The following is a 16,850-nucleotide window of genomic DNA, read 5'->3' on the forward strand; positions in this document are numbered from 1 at the left end:
CTCATCGGAGGACCACCCAGCATGGCCAAGATGATCGCGTTCGACGAGGAGGCCCGTCGCGGCCTCGAGCGGGGCATGAACAGCCTCGCGGACGCCGTCAAGGTGACCCTCGGCCCGCGCGGCCGCAACGTCGTCCTGGAGAAGAAGTGGGGCGCCCCCACGATCACCAACGACGGCGTCTCGATCGCGAAGGAGATCGAGCTCGAGGACCCGTGGGAGAAGATCGGGGCCGAGCTCGTCAAGGAGGTCGCGAAGAAGACCGACGACGTCGCGGGTGACGGCACCACCACCGCGACCGTCCTCGCGCAGGCGCTGGTCCGCGAGGGCCTCCGCAACGTCGCCGCCGGCGCGAACCCGATGGCCCTCAAGAAGGGCATCGAGAAGGCCACCGAGGCCGTCTCCCAGGCGCTCCTGAAGTCCGCCAAGGAGGTCGAGACCAAGGAGCAGATCGCGGCCACGGCCTCGATCTCGGCCGCCGACGCGCAGATCGGCGAGCTCATCGCCGAGGCGATGGACAAGGTCGGCAAGGAAGGCGTCATCACCGTCGAGGAGTCGCAGACCTTCGGGCTCGAGCTCGAGCTCACCGAGGGCATGCGCTTCGACAAGGGCTACATCTCGCCCTACTTCGTCACCGACCAGGACCGGATGGAGGCGGAGCTGGACGACCCCTACGTCCTGCTCATGTCCTCGAAGATCTCGTCGGTGAAGGACCTGCTCCCGCTGCTGGAGAAGGTCATGCAGTCCGGCAAGCCGCTCGCGATCATCTCCGAGGACGTCGAGGGCGAGGCCCTGGCCACGCTCGTCGTCAACAAGATCCGCGGGACGTTCAAGTCGGTCGCCGTCAAGGCCCCCGGCTTCGGTGACCGCCGCAAGGCGATGCTCGCCGACATGGCGATCCTGACCGGTGGTGAGGTCATCTCCGAGGAGGTCGGCCTCAAGCTCGAGTCGGCGGACCTCTCGCTGCTCGGCCGCGCCCGCAAGGTCACGGTCTCCAAGGACGAGACCACCATCGTCGACGGTGCCGGCGACGCCGAGCAGATCGCGGGTCGCGTGACCCAGATCCGCTCGGAGATCGAGCGCTCGGACTCCGACTACGACCGCGAGAAGCTCCAGGAGCGCCTCGCCAAGCTGGCCGGCGGCGTCGCGGTCATCCGCGCCGGTGCGGCCACCGAGGTGGAGCTCAAGGAGCGGAAGCACCGCATCGAGGACGCGGTCCGCAACGCCAAGGCCGCGGTCGAGGAGGGCATCGTCGCCGGCGGCGGCGTCGCCCTGCTGCAGGCCTCGACCGGCGACGTCTTCTCCGGCCTCGGGCTGGACGGGGACGAGGCCACCGGCGCCAACATCGTGCGCACCGCGCTCGAGGCGCCGCTGAAGCAGATCGCGCACAACGCCGGCCTCGAGCCCGGCGTCGTGGCCGAGAAGGTCCGTGGCCTGAACACCGGTGAGGGCCTCGACGCCGCCACCGGCGAGTACAAGGACCTGATCAAGGCCGGCATCATCGACCCGGCCAAGGTCACCCGCTCGGCGCTGCAGAACGCCGCGTCGATCGCCGCGCTGTTCCTCACCACCGAGGCCGTCGTGGCCGACAAGCCCGAGAAGGCGGGCGCCGGTGCCGGCGCCGACCCGACGGGCGGCATGGGCGGCATGGACTTCTAGTCCGCGCTTCCTTCCTGACGACGGGCCGTACCCCCACGGGGGTGCGGCCCGTTCGTCGTTCCCGGCTGCCCGTGCAAGCAATGCGTCACTGCTTTCACCCAGTGCCAGGAAACCCGGCACCGTCGATCAGGCTCCGGCGGCCCGCGTCTCCACCGTGTCCCGCCACAGGTCCCGCAGGACCTCCGCCGTGATCGCCCACCGGTCCGCGCCCACCCGGGAAGCGAGCTCCTGCTCGCGCCGCGCCAGGGCCGCGCGCAGCGCCCGGTCGATCCGTTCGCCCGCCTCCGTCCGGCGCACGATCCGCGCGCGGCGGTCGGTGGGGTCGGGGACGACCTCGACGAAGCCACCGTCCTCGAGCGGACGCAGCGTCTGGGCCATCGCCTGCTTCGTCAGGCCCGCCACCTCCACGAGCCGCGCCACCCGGGTCCCGGTCGGCGGGAGGGCGGAGAGCAGTCGGAAGTGACGGGCGCCGAGCCCCGGCGCGTGCTCCTCGGCGACCGCGGACACCGTGCGGCGGAGGTCGAGGAGGAGCTGCTCCAGCAACCCCGGGAGCGGAGGTTCGACAAGCTCGTTGACGATGGTCCCGCCTCCCGTCACACTCGTCGCATTCGGACAAGCAGCTTGACCATACCGGGAGTGCGATCATGACGACGACGGTGCCGGGCGGTGTCGCGCCGGGCGATCTCGCCGCCGGTCTGGGCGAGCTGCTCGGACGGCGGGTCGTGGACGCCGTGGTGGACGCGGTCGAGTCCATCGCGCACGCGGTCACGGCGCCGACGACGGCCGGGCTGCACCGGGTGTCCGTCCTGGCCGGGACCGCCGACGGCGATCAGGTCCCGGTGCGGCTGGTCGCGAAGGTGCTGCGGCCGGCCCGATACGGCCTGCCGCCGGAGATGCCGGACGACGCGCGGGCCCACCTGGACCGCGTCATCCCGTGGCGGCTCGAGGCCGAGGTCGTCACGACGATGCCTGCGGACCGCCTCCCGGCGGGGCTGCGGCTCCCGGGCCTCGTGGCGTGGACGACGCGCGCGGAGGAGATCGTGCTGTGGCAGGAGGACGTGGCCACCGCCGACGATCCCTGGACCCCCGACGACGTCGTCCGTGCGGCCGGTCTCCTCGGCCGCCTGGCCGCCCGACGGGCGGACGACGTGGTGCCGTGGGTCGGGCCCACCTTCCTCCGGTCGTTCCTCGACGGTGCCGTCCGCTCGTGGGCGGCACCGCTGCTCCGGGCCCCGGGGTCGTGGCGTCACCCCGAGTTCGCGGCCGCGGTCGAGCGCGATCTGGAGGAGCCGGTGCTCGCGCTCCTCGACGACCTCGCCACCGACGACGGACCGGGCGTGGCGCCCTGGCTCACGGCCCCCGGGCTGCCCTCGCACGGCGATCCGACGCCGGACAACCTGCTGCGTCCGGTCGCCGACCCGTCGTCGTTCGTGCTGATCGACTGGGCGACCGCCACCTGTGCACCCGTCGGCTGGGACGTCGTCCCGCTCGTCTTCGGGCGCGCGGAGGCGGGGCGCGCACCCGCCGCGGAGGCCGTCGCGGTCCTGCCCCGGGCGCTCGAGGCGTACGCCGACGGTCTCGCCGTCGAGGGACGGCCCGTCGACCGCACCGCCCTGACCGCTGCGGTCCGGGCCATGGCGCGGATGCGCTACGGCGTGACCGTGCTGCCGCTGGACGCCCTCGTCGGCGGTCGGACCCGGACGAGCGCACGGGAGCCGCAGGCCGACCTCGTCGCGGCGGTCCTCGCTCTCTGACGTCGGTCTTCCGCCTGGTGCGATCTGCCCTGGCCGGATCCGGACGAATCACCTACCGTGCGTGCCCGACGAACCACGGTGAGGGAGCGCGCATGAGCCAGGTGACGGACCCGGCGTCGACCGAGCGTCACAAGCTGCCGGTGCGGACGCTCGTCGCGGCCAGCATCGGCAACGCCGTCGAGTGGTTCGACTGGACGATCTACGCGACCTTCGCGGTCTACTTCTCCTCCCAGTTCTTCGACAAGAGCAACCCGACGCTCGCGCTCATCGGGACGACGTCGACCTACGCGCTCGCGTTCTTCTTCCGCCCGCTCGGCGGGGTGCTGCTCGGTCGCCTCGCCGACCTGCGCGGCCGCAAGTTCGCCATGCTCGTGACGATCCTCCTGATGGCCGGCGGATCGCTGCTGATCGCCGTGCTGCCCACCTACGCCGCCGTCGGGTGGCTCGCACCGATCCTGCTGCTGCTCGCCCGGATCGCGCAGGGGCTCTCGCTCGGCGGCGAGGTGTCCAACGCCAGCGCGTACCTCGCCGAGATCGCCCCGCCGAACCGCCGCGGCCGCTACTCCAGCTTCTTCTACATCTCCACGGGCGTCGCACTGCTCGCCGCGTCGTTGCTCGGGCTGCTCCTGACCTCGACGCTGAGCCGCCCCGACCTGGAGTCCTACGGCTGGCGGATCGCCTTCGTGGTCGGCGGTGTCCTCGGCCTCGTCGGGCTCTGGCTGCGTCGCAGCCTCACCGAGACCGAGCAGTTCGAGGAGAACGTCGAGAAGGCGAAGGCCACGAAGAACCCGCTGCTGCGGACCCTCACCCACCACCCGAGGTCGGTCCTCCAGCTCTTCGGGTTCACGCTGCTCTCGACGCTCTGCTACTACACCTTCTTCAGCGCCCTCACGCCGTACGCGGTGCAGTTCCGCGACGCCGCCGGCAGCGACGTGTTCCTCGCGCTGTCGATCGGCACGGTCGTGTTCATCGTGCTGCAGTACCCGATGGGCGCGTGCGCGGACCGGTTCGGGCGCAAGCCGCAGATGCTGGTCTGGTCGGCCGCGTTCGCCGTGCTGACGGTCCCGCTCAGCCTGCTCATCACCGACCGACCGCCCCTGGTGAACCTGATCGTCGTGTTCTCGGTGGGCCTCGGGCTCTACGCGGTGTTCTCCTCGATCGCACCCGCGATCATGAGCGAGATCTTCCCGACGGAGCTCCGCGCCCTCGGCATCGGTGCCTGGTACAACCTGACGGTCGCGCTGTTCGGCGGCACCGCCCCGCTGTTGATCGCCGCGTTCTCCGGGGCCGGGCAGCCGCAGCTGTTCTTCTGGTACGTCACCGGCGGCGCGGTCGTGGCGTTCGTGATCATCCTGACGCTGCCGGAGACGAAGGGCCGCGTCCTCGACTGAGGCACGGCGCGCATCGACCCGCACCGGCCCGACGTCGGGAAATAGTTCCCGCAGCGCTCAGGGAGCTCTCAGCGGATCCGGGCATCCTGGACGCATGGAAGGCCTGCGGATCGTGCTGAACCTGGTCTGGCTCGTGCTGGCCGGGGTGTGGATGGCGATCGGCTACGTGATCGCCGGGATCATCTGCTGCGTGCTCATCGTGACGATCCCCTGGGGGATCGCCTCGTTCCGCATCGCGCTGTTCACCCTGTGGCCGTTCGGCCAGCGTCTCGAGCGCCGCCCCGACCACGGCGTCGGGTCGACGCTCGGCAACATCGTCTGGTTCGTCGTCGCCGGCTGGTGGCTCGCCATCGGGCACGTGGTCACCGCGATCGCCCTCGCCGTGACGATCATCGGTATCCCGTTCGCCTGGGCGAACCTCAAGCTCGTCCCGGTCTCGCTGACGCCGCTCGGCCGCCGCATCGTCGACGTGGACGACCCGCGGGCCTTCGGGGTGGGGCCGACGACGGCCACCACCCCGATCCCGGGCGCCCGCCGCGAGGTGCCCTGGTACGGCCGCTAGGCCGGGTCAGTCCGCGTCGACCTCCGGGACGGGCGGGCCGAGGATGTCGTCGGCGTCGACGATCCGGTAGGCGTAGCCCTGCTCGGCGAGGAAGCGCTGCCGGTGGGCGGCGTAGTCGGCGTCCACCGAGTCGCGCGAGACGACCGAGTAGAAGTGGGCCTGCCGCCCGTCGGCCTTCGGGCGCAGCAGCCGTCCGAGGCGCTGGGCCTCCTCCTGGCGGGACCCGAAGGTCCCGGAGATCTGCACCGCGACCGAGGCCTCGGGCAGGTCGATGGAGAAGTTCGCGACCTTCGAGACGACGAGCCGGGGCAGCTCCCCGCGCCGGAAGGCGTCGAAGAGCTTCTCCCGCTCCTTGTTCGTCGTCGAGCCCTGGATCACCGGGCAGTCGAGCGCCCGCCCCATCTCCTCGAGCTGGTCGATGTACGCGCCGATGACGAGCGCCGGCTCGTCGGGATGGCGCTCCAGGATCGAGCGCACCACCGGGATCTTCGTCCGCGCGCAGGCGCACATCCGGTAGCGCTCGTCGGCCTCCGAGGTGGCGTAGACGATCCGCTCGTTCTCGGTCATCGTCACGCGGACCTCGACGCAGTCGGCCGGCGCGACCCAGCCCTGCGACTCGATGTCCTTCCACGGCGCGTCGTAGCGCTTCGGCCCGATGAGGGAGAAGACGTCGCCCTCGCGGTTGTCCTCGCGGACGAGGGTGGCGGTGAGCCCGAGCCGGCGGCGGGACTGCAGGTCGGAGGTCATCCGGAAGACGGGCGCGGGCAGCAGGTGCACCTCGTCGTAGATGATCAGACCCCAGTCGCGCTCGTCGAAGAGCTCGAGCGCGCGGTGTACGCCCTTGGTCTTGCGGGTCATGACCTGGTACGTGGCGATCGTGACGGGGCGGATCTCCTTGCGCTCGCCCGAGTACTCGCCGATCTCGTCCTCGGTCAGCGAGGTGCGGGCGACCAGCTCGCGCTTCCACTGCCGCCCGGCGACCGTGTTGGTGACGAGGATCAGCGTCGTCGCCTTGGCCTTCGCCATCGCGGCCGCTCCGACCAGCGTCTTCCCGGCCCCGCAGGGCAGCACGACGACGCCGGAGCCGCCGGCCCAGAAACCGTCGACCGCCGCGGCCTGGTAGTCGCGCAGCTCCCAGTCGTCCTGCTCGAGCTCGATCGGGTGCGCCTCACCGTCGACGTAGCCCGCGAGGTCCTCGGCCGGCCAGCCGACCTTGAGCAGGATCTGCTTGAGCAGCCCGCGCTGCGAGGGGTGCACGACGATCGTGTCGTCGTCGATGCGCTCGCCCAGCAGCGGCGCGATCTTCTTGTTCCGCATCACCTCCTCGAGCACGGCGTGGTCGAACGACACCATGACGAGGCCGTGCGCGGGGTGGTTGGTCAGCTGCAGCCGCCCGTAGCGCCCCATGGTCTCGACGACGTCCATGAGGAGGTTCTGCGGGACCGCGAAGCGCGAGTGGCTGACGAGGGCGTCGACGACCTGCTCGGCGTCGTGGCCCGCCGCACGGGCGTTCCACAGGGCGAGCGGCGTGACGCGGTAGGTGTGCACGTGCTCCGGCGCGCGCTCGAGCTCGGCGAACGGCGCGATGGCCGTGCGGGCCGCCGCCGCGCCGGGGTGGTCCACCTCGAGCAGCAGCGTCTTGTCGGACTGGACGATCAACGGTCCGGTCCCGGGGGTGCTCACGGCGTCCGGCCTCCAGGGTCTCGCGGGTTCTCGACGACGGGTCGTCGGATCCCATTGTCCTCGTCCCGCCGACGATCTCCCCCGCGATCCCGTGCGGGCGGCGTGACCTGCCACATCCCGTGATCGAGGCCGCTCGGAGGGGGTGCCCCGAGAACGGGGAGATGATCTCGTCGGGGGGTCGGTCTACACTCCGACGTCACCGACACCTGCTCCGAGGAGTGACCCACCACCCGACGGGGCCGATACGTCCGCACACCCGCAGGCGTGCTCGGCCGATCTGCCCACTGCCCCTGGTCCGGGGCGCATCGGCCCGCCGTGGCGGGCCCGGTGGCCGCTCCGACCTCGTAGCGACGGAACCGACCATGCGACCCACTGACGCGCCGGGTGCACTGAGCGTGCACCTCTGCTCGCCGACCGGGGTGACAACGTCACTCACGGAGCGCCGTCGTGGTCGGTCTGTCCGCAGTGTAGCCCATGAACAACTACACAGGGTGCAGCAGGCGTCCGTTCGAGGGGGCGTGTCCGTGACAGGCGACCGACCGACCGGTGCAAGGGGAAGGACCATCGCGTGACCGCTCCCGTCCGCCGAACCGACGCGCGAGGCGAGGCTCGTGGCGGTGTCACCGACGCGCAGGCCCGCCCGCCCCTGGGTGAGCGGCTCGCCCTGCGCAACTGGAGCCTGCCGGTCAAGCTCGCGGCCGTCCTGCTGGTCCCCACCCTGTTCGTCATCACCCTGGGCGTCCTGCGCATCGTCGAGCAGACCGAGAAGGCCCGCTCCTACGACGGCGTGCAGCAGGCCGTGGCGCTCGAGAGCAACAACGCCCAGCTCCTCGGCGCCCTCGACGCCGAGCGCCGGGCGGCCGCGGTGTTCCTGTCCACCAACCGCGCCGGCGGGTTCGGCCCGGTGCAGGAGGCGGCGGACGCGACGAACGACCAGCTGGCCCGGCTGCGCAGCGCGTACGGGTCGGCCGACTCGGTCGACGACCAGACGCGTTCGTCGTATCGCGACGCGTTCTCCGCGGTCGAGGGGCTCGACCGGGTCCGCGACGACGTCCGCGGCGGCGCGGTCGACCCGGCGGGGGCGATCTCCCGGTACACCGACGCGACGTCGGCCGTGCTCACCTTCGACGAGTCGCTGACCCGGGAGGCGGCGGACCCGTCGATCGCCGGGCTCTCCACCGGGCTCTACGCGCTGTCCGTCGTGCGCGAGCAGGACGCCTACGTGCAGGCCGTGGTCGCCGCGGCGATCGCGGGCGGGCGGATCGACGCACCCTCGATCGACCAGGCGCGCAACGCGACGCTGCGTCGGTCGATCGCGGTCGACGAGTTCCGCAGCGCGGTCGGCACCGACAACGCCGGCCTCGCCGACGCGCTGGTCGGACCCGACGTGGACCAGCGCGACCGGCTGGCGCAGGTCGTCCTCGGCCGCGGGAGCGCCGGGCTGCCGCTGCAGGTCTCCGCCCAGGACTGGGACGCCGCGTCCTCCGCGGTCCAGCAGAAGGTCACCGGCGTCTCCGATCAGCTGCGCGAGCGGCTGCAGCGGAACGCGACCGCGCTGCAGGACGGGGCGCGCAACGCGGCCGGGGTCGCCTCGGTGGTGCTGCTGCTCGCGCTGATGGCCGGCGCGGCGGTGGTCTTCTTCGTGACGCGCTCGCTGCTGCGCCCCCTGCGTCTGCTGCGCCGCACCGCGCTCGACGTCGCGGAGCGGCGCCTGCCCGACGCAGTGCGCAGTCTGCGGGAGGGCGAGGCCCCGGACACCGAGGTGAGCCGCACCCCGATCGAGACGCGCGAGGAGATCGGGCAGGTCGCCCGCGCGTTCGACCAGGTGCACGAGCAGGCGGTGCGCCTCGCCGCCGAGCAGGCCGGGCTCCGGTCGGCCTACAACAGCATCTTCGTGAACCTCTCCCGCCGCTCGCAGGCGCTCGTCGAGCGCCAGCTGCGGCTCATCGAGCAGCTGGAGAACAAGGAGGAGGACCCGGAGGCCCTCGGCGACCTGTTCCAGCTCGACCACCTCGCGACGCGCATGCGGCGGAACTCGGAGAACCTCCTGGTCCTCTCCGGGACCGACCTGGCCCGCCGCGGCGGCCGCCCGGTGCCCCTGGTCGACGTGCTGCGCGCCGCCGCCTCGGAGGTCGAGCAGTACCAGCGCGTCGAGCTCTCGCCGCCGCCCTCGGTCCAGCTGCTCGGTCGCACCGCCGCCGACGTCGTGCACCTCGTCGCCGAGCTGCTGGAGAACGCCACCGCCTTCTCCGCGCCCGAGACCCGCGTCGACGTCTCGGCCCGGCCCGAGCCCGACGGCGCGGTCGTGCTCGAGATCGCCGACAGCGGCGTCGGGATGACCGGCGAGGACCTGGCCGACGCCAACCAGCGGCTCGGCTCCCCGCCCACCGTCGACGTCTCGGCGTCGCGGCGCATGGGTCTGTTCGTGGTCGGTCGCCTGGCCATCCGGCACGGCATCGGCGTCACCCTGCGCACGCGCGACGAGGGTGGCGTGGTCGCGGCGGTGCGCATCCCCGCCTCCGCCGTGCTCTCCGGCGCGCCCGGCACGCGTCCCGGCAGCGGCCCGTCGGCGCGCGCGCTCGGCGGCACCGGCCTGCCCGTCCGGTCGCCGGGCTCCAGCCCGATCGGCGGCCAGGTCAACGGGACCTCCCGTCCGGACGCACCCGGCATCCCGCGGCAGGAGCCGCGCGAGGGTGCCGCCGACCTCCCGCGTCGCACCGCGGCCCGCGGTACCGCCGCGGCGGGTGCGGCTGCGGCCGGTGCCGCCGGCGTGGCGGCGGGCGCCGGCGCCACGGCCTTCTTCGCCCCCGGCGGCTCGCCGGAGGAGACGTCGGGCGGGTCCGAGGGCTCCGCCGCGACCCCGGCGGCCCCTGCGGCCCGGGAGACGCCGGCCGCCGACGGCGCCCCGGAGCGTCGCAACGGTCTGACCGGCGCGCTGGCCGCCGCGCTGCCCCGACGCCCGGTTCGCCCGGGCAGCGGGACGCCGGCGGAGGAGCCGCCGGGGACGACCGTGCCCGGGCCGCAGACCGACGCGGCCGACACGGACGACGACGACGAGGACGACGACGACCGCGTCGCCACGGTCTGGGGCGGTGGCGAGGACGACGGCGTCGCCGTCTGGAGCCAGGGCGCCCCGGACGCGGAGGCGCCGACGTCGGGCGGCGTCCCGGCCCGTCCCGTCGCCGCGCACGCCTGGCGCGGCGCGGACGACGAGGCGGAGCAGGACGACGCGTCGACCGACACCGCCACGACCCCCGAGGACGCCGGGCCCCCCGGGCGGCACGGCCTGCGGCCGGAGCCCGCGACCGCGTGGGCGCCCGACGGCGGCACCACTCGCGACGGCCGTCCGGCTCCGCGGCCCCGGCCGGCCCAGGGCTGGTCGGAGGCCCCGGGAGCGGCGCCCGCCGGCCCGGGTGGCCAGGGTGGCCGTCCGCTGCCGCCGCGTCCCCTGCCGCCGCGCCCGGGCGGGCCGTACCCGGGAGCCCCGGCCGGACCACCGCCCGCGCCCGGGCCCTGGGGTCCGCCCCGCGACCACGGCCCGCGTCCGCCGGGATCGGCGCCCGCACCGGCACCCACGATGTGGAACGGCGCGGAGGTCGTCCCCCCGCCCGGGCCGGAGAACCCGGACGCCCCGGAGCACGACGCCGTCGCGGGGGAGCCCGCCGCCCCGGGGCGGTCGGCAGCCGTGGAGCAGCCGGAGACCGAGGTCCCGGCCGTCCCGCACGCGGACGTCGTCGCCGAGGAGGAGGACCGCGAGGTCGTCGCGACGCCCGACGCCCCGGCGGCGGACCCGGAGGAGGCCCCTGCCGCGGAGGCCGCGACGCCGGAGGTCGTGTCGGAGGACGAGCCGTCCGACGACGACGCCGGGTCCGAGGTGCTGCCGTCCCGTCCCAGCCGCCGCTCCCTGCGGCCGCTCGCGCAGCGGCGCCCGGACGGTCCGCTGCTGCGGCCCGGCTCGGCGCCCCGGCTGCGCCCGCGCCCGGCCGACGAGCAGGAGGTCGACGAGGTCCCGGCCGCGTCGGCCGAGGAGCTGTTCGCGCCCGGCGACGACACGGCCGCGCCCACGGCGCCGGCCCCGGCGAGCACACCGGTCCCGGCGAGTCCGGCGGCGGCCGCGAACGGCGCCGCCACGAACGGCACGGCCACGAACGGCACGGCCACGAACGGGTACGGCACGAACGGCGCCGGGACCAACGGCCACGGCACGAACGGGCACGGGACCAACGGCAGCAACGGCGCGCTCGGCACCGGGTCGCTCCCCGTGCGGCCGGCTCCCGAGGGGCTGCCGCGCCGCCCGGCGGCGGTCCTGCCCAACCGGGAGCGGACGCCGATCTTCGACGAGGTCGCGTCGGTCTGGTTCCGCGAGGCCGAGCCGAACGCGCCCGACACCGTCGACCCGGAGTGGTCGGACACCGGCCGCCTCGGCTTCGACGCGGGAGCACCGTCGCTCACCGCCGTCGACGCCGGCACCACCGAGTCCGGTCTGCCCCGCCGTCGGCCGCGGGCGCACCTGGTCCCGGGCAGTGCCCGGCCCGCACCGTCCCCGGTCGCGACCGGCGGCGCCGCCGGCCCGGCGGAGACACCCCGCCGCAGCGCGGAGGCGGTCCGCGGACGGCTCGCCAGCTACCAGCGCGGGGTCGCGGACGGGCGCTCGTCCCGCCCCACCCCGTCCCCCGGAGGCGGCCCCGCCGCCGACACCACGAACGCCATCGAGGAGGAGCAGTGACGGCACCCCAGTCGCAGCCCAGCAGGTTCGGCTGGCTGGTCTCCAACTTCGCGGAGCGGGTCCCGGGGGTGGCGCACGCCGTGGTCGTCTCCGCCGACGGGCTCCTGCTGACCGCGTCCAACCGCCTCCCGCGGGACCGGGCCGACCAGCTCGCCGCCGTGGCGTCCGGGCTCGTCAGCCTCACCCAGGGCGCGGCCCGCTGCTTCGAGGCCGGCGAGGTGGTGCAGACGGTCGTCGAGATGGAGCGCGGCATCGTGCTGCTGATGTCGATCAGCGACGGCTCGTGCCTGGCCACGCTCGCCGCGCCGAACTGCGACATCGGGCTCGTGGGCTACGAGATGACGTTGCTCGTCGACCGGGTCGGCCAGCTGCTGACCCCCGAGCTGCGCGCGGAGCTCCAGGGATCGGGGTTCCGGTGAGGTGGCCCGGGGGGAGTGAGCGACGGTGAGCGAGGACGACGCCTTCGCCGAGGTCCTGAACGGGATCACGGGCGGGGCGTCCAAGCGCGCCGGTGAGCGGCGGGGCCTGTTCCGTCGGCGCCGGCGCGACGACGCCGGGGCGGCCGCCGACGAGGAGGCGGCCCGCCGGCTCGACTCCGAGGACGCCGGCGGCGGTGGTGTCGGTGGCGCTCACCGCGGCCCGCCCGGCGGCCCGCCGACCGGCCCTCCGGGCTTCCGGGGCGGACCGGGGTTCCAGGGCGCCCCGGGTGCGCCCGGGCCCCAGGGCACGGTGCCCCGCCCGGGTCCGCTGTTCCCAAACGGCGACCCGGCCCTCCCGCCGACCGCCCCGGGCGGCATCCAGGTGCCCGGGCGGCACGAGTTCGTGGCCCCGGACTACCCGGACGGGCCCCGACACGGGGACGAGCCGCCGGAGGCTTCCTTCGTGCGGCCCTACGCCTGGACGCGCGGCCGGACCCGCCCGGCCTACGACCTCGCCGTCGAGACGCTGCTGTCGACGACGGCCCAGGGCCGCGACCCGGCCCAGGTCGCCCAGTACGAGCACCGCATGATCGCCGACCTCTGCGCCGAGCCCAAGTCGGTGGCCGAGGTCGCAGCCCTGCTCCGGCTCCCGCTCGGGGTGGCGCGGGTGCTGCTCGGCGACATGGCCGCGCACGGATCGATCGTGGTGCACGAGACCGCCTCGTCGACGGGTGACTCCCCGGACATGGCGTTGATGGAAAGGGTGCTGAGTGGACTACGACGGCTCTGACGAGGCGGTCCCGACGACCACGTCGGCCAAGATCGTCGTCGCCGGGGGGTTCGGGGTCGGCAAGACGACCTTCGTCGGCTCGGTCTCGGAGATCGACCCGCTGACCACCGAGGCGGTCATGACCGACGCCAGCGCCGGCGTCGACGACCTCACCGCCGTGCCGAACAAGCGGACCACCACGGTGGCCATGGACTTCGGCCGCGTCACCCTCGACGCCGACCTGATCCTCTACCTGTTCGGCACGCCCGGGCAGGACCGGTTCTGGTTCATGTGGGACGACCTCGTGCGCGGCGCCATCGGCGCGGTCGTGCTGGTCGACACCCGCCGCCTCGCCGACTGCTTCGCCGCGGTCGACTTCTTCGAGGACCGGAACCTGCCCTACGTGCTGGGCGTGAACCTGTTCGACGGCGTCCTGACGCACTCCCTGGAGGACGTGGCCGAGGCCCTCGCCATCGACCCGTCCGTCCCGGTGGTCACCGTCGACGCCCGCGACCGGGAGTCGACGAAGGAGACGCTGATCGCGCTGGTCGAGCACGCCATGCAGGTGTGGGCGGTCGGCGCCCGGGCCTGAGGTCCCCTCCTCCCGAGCGAACGGCACTCTCGCAGCATCTATGTGCGCGAGAGTGCCGTTCGCTCGGAACCGGACCCTCAGTTCTCGGTCAGCACACTGACCGAGGTGATCCGGTGCAGCGCGAACGACACCGCCGAGCCCGGTCCGGTGTCGTCGGACTCGACCGCCGCGTCGGTGCCCTCGAGCAGCCCGCCGCCGACGCGCAGCGGCCGCACCACCCGCTGGGACGCGGTCCCGGCCGCGTCGACGTAGCCGATCCACACGGTCCGGCCGGTGCGCGCGGCGTCGGCGAGCACGGCCACGGTCGCCGAGGCCGTCTGCCGGGTCGACCCCGGCACGGTCGCGGCCCCGCGAGCCGCGGTCGCGGCCTTGTCGCCGGCCCGCAGCTGCGCCACGAGCGCGGCGATCTGGTCGCCGGACAGTGACGGCGAGCCCGCGCCGGAGCGGTCGGGCCGGCGGGGTGCGGTGCGTCGTCCCCGCGGGCGCAGGTCGAGCACGCCGCCGTCGGCGTCCTCGGCGACCGGGGACAGCCCGGCCGCCCGCAGCGCCTCGAGCACCTCGGCCAGCGGGGCCGTCGACACCACCACGGTCGGCGCGAGGCGGCGCAGCTCCAGGGCCTCCGCCACCGGCAACGACATGACCTCCGCCAGCAGCGCCTCGTCCTCGGAGCGCAGGAAGGAGGCCGCGGTGCCGCCCCGCAGCCGCCCGTGGCGCCGGGCGACGTCGTCGACCAGGTAGGTCAGCCCCTGCGGCACGGGGGTCGCCGACCGCTTCGCGAACAGCTCGTGCACGTCGGCGGCGGTCCAGCCGAGGTCGAGCGCCCGCCGGATCGAGGCCTCGCTGATCCGGTACACCGTCGCGCCACCGGCCGACTCCACGTCGGCGAGCCGGTCCATCGCCGCCGCCAGGTCGGGCTCCAGCCGTCCCGGGGCGACGGCCGTGAGGTCGGCCTGGAGCAGGATGTGGCCCACCGGCTCGGGCATCGCCGGCCGCAGGGCGGCGGCCGCGGCGGCGTCCGGGTCGTCGTCGGGACGGCGCGGGACGCGCAGCAGCTCCCGACCCGCCGTCGTGAGGGCGTCCAGGGCCACGACCCCGAGCGCGGTCGCCTCCCGGACGGTGGCCCGGACGAGGTCGTCGCGCATGCGCCCGCCGCGCCGCGGGGCGCGCCACGCGAGCGACTCGACCAGCGCGTCGACCGAGACCGGCCCCGCCCCGTCGTCGAACTCGGCGAGCCGCGCCAGCACCCGGCGCCGGACCTGGGCGGCCCAGGGGCGACGCACCTCGTCGGAGAGCGGCCCGACGAGCTTGTCCGTCGAGTCGCGCTGCCCGATCGACGACGGCTGCCGCGGCATCTCCAGCCACGCCCGCGCCAGCGCCACCCACTGCGTCTCGGGCGGGGAGGCGAGCCAGCGGTCGGCGGTGGTGGTCGGGCACCAGACGGCGTCGGCGTCCTCGCTGACGGCGAGCAGCGACGCGGCGGCGAGGACCTCGACGAGCAGCCCCGCCGCGGTCTCGTCGACGTCGAGCTGCTTGGCGAGCCGGCGCAGGTCGCGGACGCCGAGCCCGCCGGAGCGCAGGACCGCGGGCGGCGCGTCGGACCACGCCGCGAGGACGCCCTCGGCGCGGCGCACCGTCTCGAGGGCCTCGCCCGCGGCGGTCGCGTCGATCGTCGCCGGGTCCTGCGTGCGCGGGGCGGGCATCGGGTCGGCGGCCACGACCGGTCCGAGCGGGCGGTCGCCCCGCAGTCCGAGGCCGCCCTCGCGGGTCAGCTCGACGGTGTCGTCGTCGATCCGGCGCAGGATGCCGCGCGCGAGCAGGCGGGCGACGGGGTTGTCGTCCCCGTCCTTCGCGCGGCTGCGCCCCACCGGCCCGTCGCGGTCCAGGGCGTCGACCACGGCCCGCTGGTCGGCGGGCAGGCCCGCCATGACCGTCGCCGGGTCCTCGTCGAGCAGCACCGAGCCCGAGGGGGCGGGACGCCCGAGACCCGCGGGGTACCGCCGGGCGGTGTCGCGCAGGGCGGGGACCGCGCGCACGCCCGCGGGACCGCTCGCGTCGTCGGGAACATCCCAGACCAGCGCGAGCACCCGCAGCCGGTCGAGGGCGGCCCGGCCGACCTCACGGGGCACGTCGGCCCCGAGGAGGTCGAGCACGGAGTCGGGGTCGACCGGCGCCTGGTCGGCCTCGGCGACGAGGAGCGCGTCGACGAGGGCGAGGTGCAGCGCGTCGAGGTCCTCGCACGCGCGCCCGACCGAGGTGCGGACCCCGGCGCGGGTGGCGACGACGCCGGTGTCGGCCGGGGCGGGCAGGGCCAGATCGGGGCGGGCCGCCAGCAGCGTGCCCAGCGTCTCGTCGTCCTGGGCACGCAGGTGCTCGAGGAGGGTCCTGGCCATCCCTACCAGGCTAATCGGTCGTGATCGGGGAGGCGGTGCGGTCGCCCCCTCGAGCCCGGATGCGGCAGACTGCAGGCAGACCACGTGACCAGGGAGGAACCGGTGGCGACGCAGCACGACGGCGAGCAGGCCGAGAAGACCGTCCAGCCCCGGCAGGACCCGGGATGGCCGCAGGTCGACGGCGGGCACCCCATCACCGAGCTCATGGCGCCCACGCAGGGTGCCGCCTCCCCGTTCGGCGAGATCGAGTTCCCGCTGCCGGCCGACCAGCTCGGCTACGAGCACCCGGTGACGGAGATCAATCGCTGATGACGGTCGCCGGCCTCCTGCTCGCGGCGGGGGCCGGTCGCCGGATGGGTACGCCGAAGGCCCTCGTCGAACTCGACGGTGAGCCGCTGGTGGCGCGGGCGCTGCGCGCCCTGCACGACGCCGGGTGCACCCCGCGCGTCGTCGTGGTCGGGGCGTCCGCGGACGAGGCGGCCGCGGCCGCGCGGGCGGCCGACGCCGAGGCCCTCGTCGTGCGGGCGGACGGCTGGGCGCAGGGCATGGGGGAGTCGCTGCGGGCGGGGCTCGAGGCGTTGCCCGCGGACGTCGACGCCGTGCTCGTGCTGCTGGTGGACACCCCGGGCATCGGGCCCGCCGCGCTCGCCCGGGTCGCCGCCGCGGCGACCCGCGACGGGATCGTGCGCGGCGCCTACGGCGGCCGTCCGGGCCATCCGGTGGTGTTCGGACACGACCATCTGGCCGCCGTCGCGGCCGCTGCGCACGACGATGTCGGGGCGCGGGGCTACCTTGCCGGGCGGGACGACGTGGCGGCCGTGGAGGTCGGCGACGTCGCCACCCGAGACGACGTCGACACCCCGGCCGATCTGGCCCGGCTGTCATCGGAACGATCGCAGGAGGGCTGA

Annotated in this window: 13 protein-coding genes; 10 read left to right on the forward strand and 3 right to left on the reverse strand. The window is 74.8% G+C overall.

The window, feature by feature from the left end:
* The first annotated feature begins 21 nt into the window (after positions 1-21).
* On the forward strand, positions 22-1,656 hold the full coding sequence (groL, locus tag ACQPYX_RS04430; protein WP_230759027.1) for a chaperonin GroEL: 1,635 nt from the start codon (positions 22-24) through the stop codon (positions 1,654-1,656).
* Positions 1,657-1,782: 126 nt separating this feature from the next.
* Here groL and ACQPYX_RS04435 read toward each other — a convergent pair whose 3' ends face one another.
* Complete coding sequence (locus ACQPYX_RS04435; protein ID WP_433801711.1) at positions 1,783-2,199, reverse strand: MarR family winged helix-turn-helix transcriptional regulator; 417 nt, start codon at positions 2,197-2,199, stop codon at positions 1,783-1,785.
* A 101-nt stretch (positions 2,200-2,300) separates the two neighbouring features.
* On the opposite strand from ACQPYX_RS04435, the gene ACQPYX_RS04440 reads away from it, so the two are divergent.
* The 3 genes from ACQPYX_RS04440 (at position 2,301) to ACQPYX_RS04450 (ending at position 5,363) form a co-directional block, all read left to right on the forward strand.
* Entirely contained in the window at positions 2,301-3,410 is a 1,110-nt protein-coding gene (locus ACQPYX_RS04440) for a hypothetical protein (RefSeq protein WP_433801712.1), read from the forward strand.
* A gap of 92 nt (positions 3,411-3,502) precedes the next feature.
* Entirely contained in the window at positions 3,503-4,801 is a 1,299-nt protein-coding gene (locus tag ACQPYX_RS04445; RefSeq protein ID WP_433801713.1) for an MFS transporter, read from the forward strand.
* 103 nt (positions 4,802-4,904) lie between these two features.
* A complete protein-coding gene (locus tag ACQPYX_RS04450) occupies positions 4,905-5,363 on the forward strand; it encodes a YccF domain-containing protein (protein WP_433803669.1) in 459 nt (152 codons plus the stop codon).
* Between the two features lie 6 nt (positions 5,364-5,369).
* Here ACQPYX_RS04450 and ACQPYX_RS04455 read toward each other — a convergent pair whose 3' ends face one another.
* Positions 5,370-7,046 carry a DNA repair helicase XPB gene (locus ACQPYX_RS04455; RefSeq protein WP_433801714.1) on the reverse strand — a complete coding sequence of 559 codons (1,677 nt, stop codon included), beginning with the start codon at positions 7,044-7,046 and terminating at the stop codon, positions 5,370-5,372.
* 568 nt (positions 7,047-7,614) lie between these two features.
* On the opposite strand from ACQPYX_RS04455, the gene ACQPYX_RS04460 reads away from it, so the two are divergent.
* From ACQPYX_RS04460 to ACQPYX_RS04475, 4 genes are read left to right on the forward strand one after another with little or no spacing between them, the layout of a single operon-like run.
* Positions 7,615-11,772, forward strand: a complete 4,158-nt coding sequence (locus ACQPYX_RS04460) for a nitrate- and nitrite sensing domain-containing protein (RefSeq protein WP_433801715.1) — start codon at positions 7,615-7,617, stop codon at positions 11,770-11,772.
* Positions 11,769-12,191 carry a roadblock/LC7 domain-containing protein gene (locus ACQPYX_RS04465; RefSeq protein WP_018332375.1) on the forward strand — a complete coding sequence of 141 codons (423 nt, stop codon included), beginning with the start codon at positions 11,769-11,771 and terminating at the stop codon, positions 12,189-12,191. The genes ACQPYX_RS04460 and ACQPYX_RS04465 overlap by 4 nt, the downstream gene beginning before the upstream one ends.
* Before the next feature lie 25 nt (positions 12,192-12,216).
* Positions 12,217-12,981 carry a DUF742 domain-containing protein gene (locus ACQPYX_RS04470; RefSeq protein ID WP_433801716.1) on the forward strand — a complete coding sequence of 255 codons (765 nt, stop codon included), beginning with the start codon at positions 12,217-12,219 and terminating at the stop codon, positions 12,979-12,981.
* On the forward strand, positions 12,962-13,552 hold the full coding sequence (locus tag ACQPYX_RS04475; protein WP_018332373.1) for a GTP-binding protein: 591 nt from the start codon (positions 12,962-12,964) through the stop codon (positions 13,550-13,552). The genes ACQPYX_RS04470 and ACQPYX_RS04475 overlap by 20 nt, the downstream gene beginning before the upstream one ends.
* A gap of 77 nt (positions 13,553-13,629) precedes the next feature.
* Here ACQPYX_RS04475 and ACQPYX_RS04480 read toward each other — a convergent pair whose 3' ends face one another.
* Entirely contained in the window at positions 13,630-15,942 is a 2,313-nt protein-coding gene (locus ACQPYX_RS04480) for a helicase-associated domain-containing protein (protein ID WP_433801717.1), read from the reverse strand.
* A gap of 102 nt (positions 15,943-16,044) precedes the next feature.
* Here ACQPYX_RS04480 and ACQPYX_RS04485 point away from each other — a divergent pair, with 102 nt between their 5' ends.
* On the forward strand, positions 16,045-16,251 hold the full coding sequence (locus tag ACQPYX_RS04485; protein ID WP_433801718.1) for a hypothetical protein: 207 nt from the start codon (positions 16,045-16,047) through the stop codon (positions 16,249-16,251).
* Entirely contained in the window at positions 16,251-16,850 is a 600-nt protein-coding gene (locus tag ACQPYX_RS04490) for a nucleotidyltransferase family protein (RefSeq protein WP_433801719.1), read from the forward strand. Before ACQPYX_RS04485 ends, ACQPYX_RS04490 begins: the two co-directional genes overlap by 1 nt.

Source organism: Actinomycetospora sp. CA-084318 (assembly GCF_050955885.1).
In the GTDB taxonomy this organism is placed as follows: domain Bacteria; phylum Actinomycetota; class Actinomycetes; order Mycobacteriales; family Pseudonocardiaceae; genus Actinomycetospora.